At 48.9% G+C, this 12,838-nt stretch carries 10 protein-coding genes; all 10 read left to right on the top strand.

The window, feature by feature from the left end; translation table 11 throughout:
* Nucleotides 1-124: 124 nt before the first annotated feature.
* Nucleotides 125-1,084, top strand: coding sequence for an ABC transporter permease (locus FHS16_RS15470; protein WP_183564007.1), 960 nt, complete (start codon nucleotides 125-127; stop codon nucleotides 1,082-1,084).
* A gap of 12 nt (nucleotides 1,085-1,096) precedes the next feature.
* Nucleotides 1,097-1,990, top strand: coding sequence for a carbohydrate ABC transporter permease (locus tag FHS16_RS15465; protein WP_183564004.1), 894 nt, complete (start codon nucleotides 1,097-1,099; stop codon nucleotides 1,988-1,990).
* A gap of 71 nt (nucleotides 1,991-2,061) precedes the next feature.
* Nucleotides 2,062-3,771, top strand: coding sequence for an ABC transporter substrate-binding protein (locus FHS16_RS15460; RefSeq protein ID WP_183564001.1), 1,710 nt, complete (start codon nucleotides 2,062-2,064; stop codon nucleotides 3,769-3,771).
* 91 nt (nucleotides 3,772-3,862) lie between these two features.
* Nucleotides 3,863-5,887 carry a beta-galactosidase gene (locus FHS16_RS15455; RefSeq protein WP_183563998.1) on the top strand — a complete coding sequence of 675 codons (2,025 nt, stop codon included), beginning with the start codon at nucleotides 3,863-3,865 and terminating at the stop codon, nucleotides 5,885-5,887.
* A 347-nt stretch (nucleotides 5,888-6,234) separates the two neighbouring features.
* Nucleotides 6,235-6,726 carry a stage V sporulation protein AC gene (gene spoVAC, locus FHS16_RS15450; protein WP_312890922.1) on the top strand — a complete coding sequence of 164 codons (492 nt, stop codon included), beginning with the start codon at nucleotides 6,235-6,237 and terminating at the stop codon, nucleotides 6,724-6,726.
* A gap of 1 nt (nucleotide 6,727) precedes the next feature.
* The gene (spoVAD, locus tag FHS16_RS15445) at nucleotides 6,728-7,741 is read left to right on the top strand and encodes a stage V sporulation protein AD (protein ID WP_183563994.1); all 1,014 of its coding nucleotides are present in this window, start codon (nucleotides 6,728-6,730) and stop codon (nucleotides 7,739-7,741) included.
* A 6-nt stretch (nucleotides 7,742-7,747) separates the two neighbouring features.
* Nucleotides 7,748-8,098, top strand: a complete 351-nt coding sequence (gene spoVAE / locus FHS16_RS15440; protein WP_183563992.1) for a stage V sporulation protein AE — start codon at nucleotides 7,748-7,750, stop codon at nucleotides 8,096-8,098.
* A 140-nt stretch (nucleotides 8,099-8,238) separates the two neighbouring features.
* Nucleotides 8,239-9,195: an AAA family ATPase gene (locus FHS16_RS15435; protein ID WP_183563990.1), complete on the top strand. Its 957-nt coding sequence runs from the start codon at nucleotides 8,239-8,241 to the stop codon at nucleotides 9,193-9,195.
* A gap of 4 nt (nucleotides 9,196-9,199) precedes the next feature.
* Nucleotides 9,200-10,447, top strand: a complete 1,248-nt coding sequence (locus FHS16_RS15430; protein WP_183563987.1) for a DUF58 domain-containing protein — start codon at nucleotides 9,200-9,202, stop codon at nucleotides 10,445-10,447.
* Entirely contained in the window at nucleotides 10,444-12,690 is a 2,247-nt protein-coding gene (locus FHS16_RS15425; protein ID WP_183563984.1) for a DUF4129 domain-containing transglutaminase family protein, read from the top strand. The genes FHS16_RS15430 and FHS16_RS15425 overlap by 4 nt, the downstream gene beginning before the upstream one ends.
* Nucleotides 12,691-12,838: the final 148 nt, after the last annotated feature.

Raw genomic sequence — 12,838 nt, 5'->3', positions numbered from 1 at the left:
GGTGCAAGAGAGTAGGACTCATCGTTTATGATAAGTACAGATAAGAGAGGGTAAGCTACACAGACATAGAGGTTGCTTACGAAAGATGTTTTTGCCCGAAGCAAAAACAATAGGAGGAACAGCGATGAAACCGCTAACAGATGGTAACCAGCAAACAGGTTTAGCAAACAAAAAGAATCGATTTTGGTCCAGGGCTTTTCAACAGCGTTACTTGTACATGATGTCATTGCCGTTCGTCCTTTGGATATTCATATTCAGCTACGTGCCGGTATGGGGATGGTTGACTGCCTTTCAAAACTATAAACCGAAGGATTCCATTTTTAATCAAAAATGGGTCGGGCTCGATAATTTCATAGAGCTGTTTCAAGACGAAAGGTTTTATATCGTTTTGCGTAATACGCTGGCAATGAGTACGATGGGATTGGTCGTCAGCTTTACGATTCCGGTCATTTTCGCACTCTTGCTGAACGAAATGAGAGGACAGTTCTTCAAGCGTTCCGTTCAAACGATTTCCTATTTGCCTCACTTTGTATCCTGGGTAGTCGTCGCGGGTCTAGTATCCAAGATGCTGTCCACGGATGGCGGCGCGGTCAATCAATTACTCATATATTTGAATATTATTGACTCGCCGATTCAATTCATGGCAAAGGGCGAATGGTTCTGGAGCATCGTTACGTTGTCCGATTTGTGGAAAGAGATGGGCTGGAATTCGATTATCTTCCTTGCCGCAATGTCAGGCATCGATCCAGAGCTTTATGAGGCTTCAACGGTTGACGGCGCAGGACGCTTTCGCAAAATGTGGCATATTACGCTTCCGGGCATTCGGACAACCTTCATGGTTTTATTCATCCTTTCGATAGGGCATTTGGTCAGCATAGGCTTCGAAAAGCAATTTTTGCTAGGCAATCCTCTCGTATCTGATTATTCAGAGGTGCTCGATCTGTATGCGCTCAAGTACGGTATTCAAATGAGCCGATATTCGTATGGTACGGCAATCGGCATATTTAACTCCGTCGTCAGCATCCTGCTCGTGTTTATCGCGAACGGCATATACAAACGAGTCACCAAAGAATCAATCATATAGGAGGAAACGCATATGCAAGGAACGATGAGAAGAAATACAGGCGATAAAGTATTCGATACCTTCATTTACATTTTTATGACGATTGTTGCCATTGTGACGTTATATCCGTTTCTTAACGTGCTCGCTATATCATTCAATGATTCTGTGGATACGGTAAGGGGCGGCATTACGATATACCCTCGTGAATTTACGCTCAAAAACTACGAAACGATATTCGGTTTCGACGGACTGCTAGTCGGCTTTAAAAACTCGGTGCTGCGCACGGTAATCGGTACGGCAATCGGCGTATTATCCGCTTCGATGATGGCTTATACGCTCAGCCGTCCTGATTTCCAGGCAAGAAGATGGATGTCAGTGGCGTTCGCTCTTACGATGTATTTCACAGGCGGACTAATCCCAGGCTTCCTTCTTATGAAAAACTTAGGTTTGATCGGCACGTTCTCTGTGTACATCATTCCTGCGCTTCTCAGTGTGTGGAACGTGTTCGTTGTCCGCTCCTACATTGACGGACTTCCCTATGCACTTCAGGAATCCGCCAAAATCGACGGTGCAAACGACTGGACGATATTCTGGAAGGTTATTCTTCCGCTATGCCAGCCGGTACTTGCAACGATCGCTTTGTTTATTGCGGTTGGCCATTGGAACTCATGGTTTGACACGTATCTGTTCAACAACCGGAGTCCTGAGAATACGACGCTCCAGTATGAGCTGATGAAGGTGCTGTTGTCGACGCAAACGGGCAACAACTACCGCGATCCGAACGCACAGCAAGCTATTTCTGCCGTTTCGCCGGAATCCATCAAGATGGCGATTACGATTGTGGTCACCATTCCGATTCTCATGGTGTATCCGTTCCTTCAAAAGTATTTCGTGAAGGGTATGACATTAGGAGCAGTAAAAAGCTAATCTTGGTAATAGCAGATTTCCTGTTATATACATGTACATCACGCTCAAGAAAAAAAGGGAGGCTTACAGCAATGAAAAGAAAGATGCAAATGGCGCTAAGCTTGATGTTGGCACTTGTATTCGTATTCGTCACCGCATGTGGCAATTCGAATAATGAAGGCGGCTCGAACACGGGTTCAACAAATGGAGCAACCAATGCTACAAACGAGGGCGAAGCGGCTGAACCGATTACAATCCGTGTAGCTTCCGGCGATATCAATGCCAACTGGGATGATATGCAGTCCGAAACAGGCAAATTCATTCAGGAAAAAACAGGCATCACGATGAAACAGGAATTTCCTGTAGGCGGTACGGATGCAGAGATGTTCGCACTTATGGTAGCAAGCGATGAGTATCCAGACCTAGTTATGCCGAAAGGCAGCGCAGGCAAATTGGTTGATGCAGGCGCATTGATCGACCTTCGTCCCCTAATTGAAGAGTTTGGTCCTAACATCAAAAAAGTGTATGGCGAATATTTCAACCGTCTTCGCTGGAGCGAGGATGACGATGCGATTTATACACTTCCTTCTGGCGGTGTAGGCCAAACGTATTTCGAAGCAGGCGGCGGCTTCCAACTGCAGCACCAAGTGCTCGAAGCAGCTGGATACCCAGAAATCAAAACGGTTCAAGATTACGAAGCAGCCATTAAAGCTTACATCGAGAAAAACCCGAAAACGGCAGACGGTCAACCGACAATCGGTATGTCCCTAAATGGCGGCGAATGGCAAATCCTGATTTCCGTAACGAACCCTGCTTTCTATGCAACGGGCGCTCCGGATGATGGCGAGTTCTACGTAAACCAAGATACACATGAAGCAATTATGCATTACCAGCGTCCAGAAGAAAGAGAATACTTCCGTTGGTTGAACCACATGAACGATATCGGCTTGCTTGACAAGGAAAGCTTCGTTCAAAAATATGATCAATACAAAGCAAAAGTCGCTTCTGGCCGCGTTCTTGGTCTAATTGACCAAGATTGGGATTATGGCGATGCGCAAAACGCATTGAAAGCTGCAGGCAACTTTAAAGCTACCTATGCTCGTTTCCCTGTAACATTGAATGACACGTTCCAAGATCACTCTTTCCAAGGCACGGGTTATATTGCCGGCTACGGCATTGGTATTACGAAGGATGCTAAAGATCCTGAACGTTTAATCAAGTTCCTTGATTATCTTGCTTCCGATGAAGGTCAAGTACTTGTTAACTGGGGTATCGAAGGCAAGCATTACAATGTAGTGGACGGTAAACGTGTCATTCCTGAAGATATTCAAGCGCAGAAATCGAATGACAACAACACGTTCAAGAAAACAACGGGTATTGGCAACTACTTGCTATCCGCTCGTTACGGCGATGGCGTGAAGGATCCTTCTGGCAATTACTATACAACAACATTCCCGGAACAAATCCAAACGGCTTATTCCGAAGAAGACAAAAAGACGCTTGCGAAATACAATGCAACAACATACAAAGATCTGTGGCCTGCTGACGATGCATTCCCAGAGCGTAAATACGGCGCAGCTTGGACGCTTCCATTCGAAACAGGCTCACAAGCCAACGTTATTTTCCAAAAAACGCAAGATATCATGAAAAAACGCATTCCAGAAGCTATTCTAGCTAAACCGGCGGACTTCGACAAAATCTACGATGCATTCTTGAAAGATCTAGATGATGCCGGCGTTGATAAACTAAATGCTGAGTTCACGAAAATGGTGAAGGACCGCGTAGCGCTTTGGTCCAAATAAGTTTAAAATAGCAAGGAAGGGGAGGGCTCATTACATGGGCTCTCTTCCCTCGTTCTTATTACGCAAAGGTTGAGAGGAGAAGGACAACAACATGATACATAATAAACTTCCAAAAATATGGTATGGCGGGGATTACAATCCCGAGCAATGGGATGACGAAACGATGACTGAGGATCTTCGGATGTTCAAGCTGGCGGATATCGACGTGGCTACCGTTAACGTTTTCTCGTGGGCAAAGATTCAACCGAATGAAGAAACCTATGATTTCGCTGAGCTTGATCGCATCATTGACCGCTTGCATGGAGACGGTATTGCAGTATGTCTGGCTACAAGCACAGGCGCTCATCCTGCATGGATGGCGAAGCGGTACCCAGATGTGACTCGGGTCGATTACGAAGGACGCAAGCGCAAATTCGGCGGTCGTCACAACTCCTGCCCGAGCAGTCCCGCATACCGCAAATATTCACAGCTTATTGCTGGCAAGCTGGCAGAACGCTACAAGGATCATCCTGCTCTTGTCGCTTGGCATATTTCCAATGAGTATGGCGGCTATTGTTATTGCGACAACTGCGCTGAGGCGTTCCAAGCATGGCTGCAAAAGCGTTACAGCACGATTGAACAGCTTAATAAAGCTTGGTATACGAGCTTCTGGGGGCATACGTTCTACGATTGGGACGAGATTGTTCCTCCGAATGCGCTGAGCGAGGAATGGGGCGGCAACCGTACGAATTTTCAAAGCATCTCGCTTGATTACCGCAGGTTTCAATCGGATGCGCTGCTCGACTGCTATTTGATTGAATATAAAGAAATTCGCAAATATTCACCGGATATTCAAATTACGACCAATATGATGGGCACGTACCCCGAGCTTGATTATTTCAAATGGGCGAAGCATATGGACGTGATCTCATGGGACAATTACCCTTCCATCGACACGCCTGTAAGCTACACAGCGATGACGCATGCCTTGATGCGCGGACTTAAAAGCGGACAGCCGTTTATGCTGATGGAGCAGACCCCAAGCCAGCAGAACTGGCAAGCCTATAATGCGTTGAAGCGGCCAGGCGTTATGCGTTTGTGGAGCTACCAAGCCGTAGCGCACGGTGCGGACACGGTCATGTTCTTCCAGCTGCGCAGATCGATCGGGGCATGCGAGAAATACCACGGTGCCGTTATCGAGCATGTGGGTCACGAGCATACTCGCGTGTTCCGGGAATGCGCGGAGCTTGGACGCGAGCTTACGCAGCTCCAAGACAAGCTGCTCGATTCGCGTATTGACGCCAAAGCAGCGATCGTATTCGATTGGGAGAACCGATGGGCGGTTGAGCTCTCGAGCGGCCCGAGCATTGCGCTTAAGTACGTGGACGAGGTTCATAAATATTATGACGCTTTGTTCGAGCTGAACGTTCAGACCGACATGATCAGCGTGGAAGAACAGCTGGACCAATATGATTTGGTTATTGCACCGGTTATGTATATGATCAAGCCTGGTTTTGCCGAGAAGGTTGAGGCTTTCGTGGCGCGCGGGGGGACCTTTATCACAACGTTCTTTAGCGGAATCGTGAATGAGAATGATCTCGTTACAACGGGCGGCTATCCTGGCAAGCTGCGTAAGGTGCTTGGTATTTGGGCCGAAGAAATCGATGCCTTGCTGCCAGGCCAACAGAACCAAATCGTAATGAAAAAGGTTGATGGCGCTCTTAGCGGCACATATACATGCAGCCTGTTATGCGACTTGATTCATTCCGAGGGTGCTGAGGTCGTTGCGGAATATGGATCTGATTTCTATAAAGGCATGCCTGCCGTGACCGTTAATAAATTCGGCGAAGGCGAGGCATGGTATATCGCCTCCAGTCCGGATCAGCATTTCCTTCAATCATTAATCGCTAATATTTGCAAGGACAAAGGCATTGAGCCGCTGCTTGTCACACCTAGCGGCGTTGAGGTTACACGCAGAAGCAAAGACGGCAAAGCGTATACATTTGTTCTAAACCACAATGCAGACGAAGCAGAGGTTGACCTGGGCGCACAGCCGCGTCCTGAGCTTCTATCCGGCGAGGTGGTCAGCGGAGTTTATCAACTTGCTGCCAAAGGCGTTATGATTATTGAGGGTTAAATTCCTGAAATTGTGAGGCTAGGACTTGCTCTGGTACTGGGTGTTTGGCATATGCTATAGATAAATGCCCGGTATGAAGGGAGAAACATTCGTGTCGAAGAGGCGGCATCGTCGATATCTGAGTATTCTCATGCTTGTTTTATACGTACTTCTCGTTCTTCTTTTGTTCGCAATTTGGATTTGAAAAAGGATTGTCCCCGGCGTTTGCTAGCGCCATGGACAATCCTTTTTTTTGCTGGAATATTGCTTCCTGCTATTACAAATAATGAATGAGAAGAAAGCAACGTGTTTACGGAACTCTGCGCTAGAGCGCCAAGGGAAGCCGTACCGAAAAGGAGGATGGCGCAGTGGCTACAAAAAGCAAAAGCCGCAATCAATATAAAAAAATGACGATGTCACCTAAGGAGTATCAATCATTTGCGAAAACGATGGAGCCTCCGAGATCTATTCTGGGAAATTGCTTGAAGGCTTTCGTGTTTGGAGGAGCAATATGCGTGATCGGACAAGCCATACAAGAGATGTTTGTTCATTTGATGGGGATGAGCCAGGAAGCGGCTAGCAATCCAACCGTTGCTACGTTGATTCTGATTTCGGTTATACTCACTAGCCTAGGCGTTTATGACAAAATCGCGCAGTGGGCGGGAGCCGGATCTGCTGTTCCCGTTACGGGCTTTGCCAACTCCATGTGCTCTGCAGCCTTGGAGCATCGAAGCGAGGGTCTCGTGCTTGGGGTTGGCGGCAATATGTTCAAGCTTGCCGGATCGGTTATTGTGTACGGAACGGTAGCTGCATTTTTCGTCGGAATCGCGCATCTCATACTAGGTACTGGGGGTCAGTAAAATGCTGCGTGGGAAACAATCCTGGTGGTTCGAGAAACGGCCCGTTATTATCGGCGAAGCAACGGTTGTGGGTCCTGATGAAGGGGAAGGGCCGCTTGCATCTGACTTCGACCTCATACATCCCGAGCTCGACATGCAGCAGAAAAGCTGGGAGAAGGCGGAGCGGCTTCTTCTCGAGCAAGCTTCTGAATTCGCCATTCAAAATGCAGGCATAGAGCGCGATCAGCTTCAATTCTATATCGGCGGAGATTTAATGAACCAAATTATTAGCAACAGCTTCGCGGCACGCTCTCTCGGCGTTCCGTATATCGGCGTATTCGGTGCCTGCTCCACTTCAATGGAGACGTTGGCGCTTGCTTCCTTGTTCGTTAATTCGGGATCAGCTACCCATGTGCTTGCAGGAACCTGCAGCCACAATTGTACCGCGGAGAAGCAATTCCGATATCCGACTGAATATGGCTCGCAGAAACCGCCCACGGCTCAGTATACGGTAACCGGAGCCGGTGCAGCTGTCGTTGCGGCAGAAGGCGACGGCCCGGTCGTTGAATGTGCGACGATCGGGAAAGTGATTGATTTGGGAATAACCGATCCGTTCAACATGGGCGCGGCGATGGCACCAGCAGCAGTGGATACGATCCAAGCTCACTTTAATGATACGGGACGAACGCCTAGTGACTACGATCTCATCGTTACGGGCGACTTGGCAGGCGTTGGCCATCCGATTGCGAATAAACTGCTGCTTCAAAACGGTGTTCCGATGAATGATACGGTGTTCAGCGATTGCGGCTTGATGGTGTATGACGTTCAGAACCAAAAGGTGCAGGCCGGAGGCAGCGGCTGCGGCTGTTCTGCGGTTGTCACTTACGGGCATCTCCTGAAACGGATTAAAAAGGGAGAATTAAAACGGATATTGGTCGTCGCGACTGGCGCTTTGCTGTCTCCGCTTTCGTTCCAGCAGGGCGAAAGCATTCCGTGCATTGCGCATGCGGTTGCGATCAGCGCAAAAGGGGGTTGAGATGATATGATTTTTTTCTGGGCTTTTGTAGTAGGTGGAGCCATTTGCGTCCTCGGCCAGCTGATGTTCGACGTATTGAAGCTTACGCCGGCGCATACGATGTCAACGTTAGTCGTTATTGGGGCGATCGTAGATGGGTTTGATCTGTACGAGCCGCTGGTGAAGTTCGCGGGTGCTGGAGCGACCGTCCCGATTACGAGCTTCGGCAACGCGCTTGTACACGGCGCATTGACGGAGCTGCATGATCAAGGCTGGATTGGCGTTATATCCGGCATTTTCAAAGTGACAAGCGCCGGCATATCAGCAGCGATCATTTTTTCGTTTTTGGCGGCGTTGGTGGTTAGGCCTAAGGGCTAACGGATAGCGTGAATCAGTTGGAGGATCCTGTGGGATCTTCCAATTTTTTTTGTAGCGAAAAAGTTTGTGCAGGAGAAAGGTAGTACTGTAAAATAGTAGTATTGAACATGAACACAAGCGTTATTTCGGGAGGTAATGGTATGGATATTCGTCCTGCAGACATGCAATTATGTGCTACAATTCTACGAAACTTAGAAACTTGTATCTTAGGCAAAGAGGAAGAAATCAAACGGCTGCTCATCGCTGTAATTGCAGGCGGACATGTTTTACTCGAAGATGTGCCCGGCACAGGAAAGACCCAGCTCGTCAAGGCGCTAGCCAAATCAATCGGCGGACAATTCCGCCGTATCCAATGCAATCCCGATCTATTGCCAACTGATATTACAGGTGTTTCTATCTATCATCCGAAGCAAGAGTCTTTTATTTTCCGGCCCGGCCCGGTCATGTCCAACATCTTATTAGCGGATGAGATCAACCGCGCAACCACGAAGACGCAATCCGCGCTTCTCGAGGCCATGGAGGAGGGGCATGTTACGGTAGACGGAGACACATACGAGCTTCCTCGCCCGTTCGTACTGCTGGCAACTCAGAACCCTATTGAATTCGAAGGAACCTACACGCTTCCGGAAGCTCAGCTGGACCGCTTCATGATGAAGCTGTCGCTTGGGTATCCAAGTGAATCCGATGAGCAGCGCATGGTGTTATCTAATGAAGGAATACATCCGTCAGACCGTATTCAACCGATGATTGATATAGCAGATATGATTCATATTCAAGATCAAGTGCTCAAAGTCCATATTGATGATGCTGTCGGCAAATATTTGGTTAGCGTTATCAGAGGCACGAGAGAGCACGCTAACGTGATGCTGGGAGCCAGCCCTCGTGCGGCACTCGCGCTTGCGCGTGCAGCCAAAGCGAGCGCTTATATCCAGCAGCGCCATTTCGTAACGCCAGATGATGTGAAGGAGCTGGCGCCATTTGTCCTGTCCCATCGACTCTTGCTTCGCACGGAAGCCCGAATGAACGGTCTTAAAGCGGAGGATATCATCGATCAGGTGATTCAGTCCACCAAGGTGCCGGTTCGGCTAGAGCGTTAAACGGATGGCAGCGGCTAAATCGAAGAAGCTGCGCTGGCAGCTTGTTGCCGTAATTTATGTGACCAGTCTGTTTTATTTTTTATTTCAAGGCGGGAAAACCGCTTTTATGCTTTATATGATTTTGAACCTGTTGCTCGTCTATTTGGTGCTTGGACGCTGGAGCGGCATTAATCGGGTTTCAGGCAGCAGAACCTATACGGTTCCCAGCGCGAATGCGCTTGAACAGAGCTTATCCGCGGGAAGTTCCCTGGATGTCACGCTCTCGATGAAAATTCCAGGCTATTACCCGCTTCCTTATGTGATTGTGAGAGATCAAATGCAGCGCCATAATGGGCAGAAGCTGGCTTTCGAGTCATCTTTCGTACCGAATTGGAAACGAAGCGGCCAAGTCGTCTACCAAACGCCGCCGCTGCAGCGCGGCGAATATCGTTTTATGCATACGCAATGCCTATCCTATGACGTATTTGGGTTATTCGAGCACTCCGGTCAATTCGGCACTGAAACGGTCTTTAACGTCCTGCCTCAGACCGTGCCGCTAAGGCAGTGGAATGGGATTCAGCGTGGCATCCGCGGTCCTTATTCCCATGCCATTGCGTCCCGATCAGCGAAAGAAACGACACAAATCAATGGCGTTCGGGAATATTTGTATGGGGATCGATTATCTCGCGTGCATTGGAATGCGACTGCGAAAACAGGGGAATGGAAATCCAAAGCCTTTGAGCGGGAGTCGCTGCCGCGTACAATCGTCATCCTTGACCGATATGCCGGCGGCTACGCATTGGAGCTGGCGACTCGTTTCGAACTCGCGGTTTCGGCTGCGGCTTCTCTGCTTGAGAATGGCTTGAAGGATGATACAGCCATGGGCTTGCTGTCCATTGGCGATAAGCTGACGATGATTAGTCCCAAATCAGGCATTGAACAGCGGAATATCATGATGAAGCATCTGACCTTCGTGGATGCGGATGCGGTTAGGCCGCTTTATTCCTCGCTGCAGCAGGCGGATACGATTCTTGAGCCTGGCAGCTTTGCCGTCGTGATTACACCTGATACGGGCGCTGATGTAATAAAGAGTATGGAGTGGCTGTCACGAAAAGGCATCACGCCATGTTTGCTTCATATATCATCTGCTGTCGATAAGCTTAGCGGCAATACGTCATGGAAGAATGTGATGCGCGAGCGTGGTTGGCCCGTGTTCGAAATCCGTCAGCTGCAAGAGCTCCCCACTGTACTAGAAGGGAGTGGCATCGCATGAAGTCATTCATGAAAGCGATCGGCATCTATTTTTCATCGAATTGGTTCAATAATCTAAGATTTATTTTTATTGCTATCATACTATCTAATACCATTACGCTTTTCGAAGGCTATTGGTGGGAAGAAACGTTCACGATCGCGTATGTTACCCTCTTCGCTGCCGCGGCGATAGATGTTCTGCTGCCGGCGAGCGTAAAGTATGCAAAGCTTTTGCTTCAAGCAGCTGCGGCGATCATCATAACAACTAGGCTGGTCAAGATGGATTGGCTCATCGCAAGACCGGAGAGTTGGCAGGATTGGGTGTGGTGGCTGCAGGCCCACGCCGTACAGTTGAATCCGTTTATTTGGATCAGCGCCGCCTTGCTTCTGCTTTACGTATTGTTCGGGATATGGACAACAACGCGGTTTAGGATGATCGGTTTCGTTGGCACCAACATCCTTCTGCTGACGATCGGAGATTCATTTACTCCCATTTGGCTATGGGATGAAGTGGGTATGGTTGTATTCATTGGATTACTATGGCTTGTTGCGAGCCATATGTCGAAACTCGAGCGCGAACATCCTGCGAGCTGGAAGGAGCTTGCGGAATACCCGCTGCAGCTTTTGCTGCCCATCGCGATCGTGCTGACGGTACTGATGACAGTGGGGCTCAACATGCCGTCATTGTCTCCGCTCCTTCAAGATCCTTATACGATCTGGAAGGAAGCGAAAGGCGAGCAGGTACAAGTATTTCTAGGCGATAAAGGCACGGAATCGATAACCCCAAGCAAAACCGGCAACGCGAGCTCAGGCTATAGCCGAAATGACGATCAGCTCGGAGGCGGCTTCGAATTTGACTACTCGCCAATGATGACGGTAACGACCTCCCATCGCAGCTATTGGCGGGGGGAATCAAAGGCCCTTTATACCGGAAGCGGCTGGAAGGATGTCGAAGCCGGAGAGACGCTAACCCCGATCACAAAGGGTGCGGCGTTTGCTGCGCTGGACCCTGCTCCAGTTGCGGGAGTTACGAAGATTGATCAAATCGTGACGATGGTTCGCAAGGATGTTTATCCGGTCCTGTTCGGCGCTGCTCCGTTAACCACCTTGAATTGGGTGGACAATGATGAAGCTACTCTGCCTTCAGGGCTGCGCTGGGAAGCGAACTCCGGCGAGCTTCGATTATTGAATTGGTCCATGAAGAACCGCAAATATCCGCAAACCTATTCCGTTACGTCTTCAGTGCCTGTCATGGACGAAGAATTGCTGCGGAAGGCGGAAGCAGGCTGGGCGAATGAAGCGGATGCTTCCCGCAATGCTTATTATTTGCAGCTTCCGGATACGCTGCCGGATCGAGTCAAGCAGCTCGCGAAGGATATTACGGCAGAGGCTGCGAATGATTATGACCGCGCAAAATTGCTGGAATCGTATTTAAGGCTGAATTACAATTACAACAACCTGCCGGATCAGTCGAAGCTTACCGGTGCTTCTCTTGATTTTGTAGACCAGTTTTTGTTTGAATTGAAAGAAGGCTACTGTGATTATTTCTCAACCGCGATGGCTGTAATGGCACGAAGCTTGGATTTGCCAACGAGATGGGTGAAGGGGTTCGCGCCAGGCGTGCTTCCTGTTAGCGATTACGGACCTCCAGGCGAATTTATGGGTGAGAATGTCAACCCGAGCGGTTCTGGCACTTATACGGTTCGCAACTCGGATGCCCATTCATGGGTTGAAATATATTTCGAAGGATTCGGCTGGATTCCATTCGAGGCTACTTCCGGGTTTAGCTTTCCGTATACGATGGCTGCCGAAGAGGACGCTGTTTTGCCAGATACGGATACAGAAGAAACGGATGCTGCCGCGGTTGCCGAATCAGAGACATCGTCCAGTTCGAAGGTATGGCTGTGGAGCGCCGTCTCTCTCATCGCTATTGCAGCGGTCGCGTGGCTCTATGTGCGTCGTCAAAAGCTTGTATTAGCATGGAGAAAACTTCGCCATGGCTCTTATACATCAAATGATCGGATTGTTATTGAGACGCATAGACTGCTTCGAATTTGCAAGAAGCGAGGCATGGAGCGCCAGGAGCATGAAACGTTAAGAGAAGCGGTCATCCGGTGGTCGCAAAGCAGGAAACGGCTTCGTGAGGATTTCAAAGCAGTTCTGGACGGGTTTGAGCAGGCGAAGTACAGTCCTGCCATGGCATCCACGGAAGATGCTGATCGATTCGTCATCAAAGTACGATCTCTAATCGATCAATTAAAATAATTTTGTTAGGCAGCAAAGACGGATTGGAAGCGTCCTCCCACTTGCTGGGAATATTCGGGAAAATCAACCGAGAGCGATCATTTTATTTGTACAGATACCGTCTGCCTGAGAAATTGGCAGCGGTATTTTTTTGCAACAAATTTGGTTT

The sequence above is a fragment of the Paenibacillus endophyticus genome (assembly GCF_014192395.1).
GTDB classification, from domain to species: domain Bacteria; phylum Bacillota; class Bacilli; order Paenibacillales; family Paenibacillaceae; genus Pristimantibacillus; species Pristimantibacillus endophyticus.
The sequence above is the reverse complement of the archived record's forward strand: the minus strand, read 5'-3'. Positions and strand labels throughout refer to the sequence as shown.

What these genes read in the sequence shown, in the direction of transcription:
- FHS16_RS15460 (WP_183564001.1), top strand. Translation starts at nt 2,062, where the DNA reads ATGAAAAGAAAGATGCAAATGGCGCTAAGCTTGATGTTGGCACTTGTA.
- FHS16_RS15425 (WP_183563984.1), top strand. Translation starts at nt 10,444, where the DNA reads ATGAAGTCATTCATGAAAGCGATCGGCATCTATTTTTCATCGAATTGG.
- FHS16_RS15430 (WP_183563987.1), top strand. Translation starts at nt 9,200, where the DNA reads ATGGCAGCGGCTAAATCGAAGAAGCTGCGCTGGCAGCTTGTTGCCGTA.
- spoVAE (WP_183563992.1), top strand. Translation starts at nt 7,748, where the DNA reads ATGATTTTTTTCTGGGCTTTTGTAGTAGGTGGAGCCATTTGCGTCCTC.
- FHS16_RS15470 (WP_183564007.1), top strand. Translation starts at nt 125, where the DNA reads ATGAAACCGCTAACAGATGGTAACCAGCAAACAGGTTTAGCAAACAAA.
- FHS16_RS15465 (WP_183564004.1), top strand. Translation starts at nt 1,097, where the DNA reads ATGCAAGGAACGATGAGAAGAAATACAGGCGATAAAGTATTCGATACC.
- spoVAD (WP_183563994.1), top strand. Translation starts at nt 6,728, where the DNA reads ATGCTGCGTGGGAAACAATCCTGGTGGTTCGAGAAACGGCCCGTTATT.
- FHS16_RS15455 (WP_183563998.1), top strand. Translation starts at nt 3,863, where the DNA reads ATGATACATAATAAACTTCCAAAAATATGGTATGGCGGGGATTACAAT.
- FHS16_RS15435 (WP_183563990.1), top strand. Translation starts at nt 8,239, where the DNA reads ATGGATATTCGTCCTGCAGACATGCAATTATGTGCTACAATTCTACGA.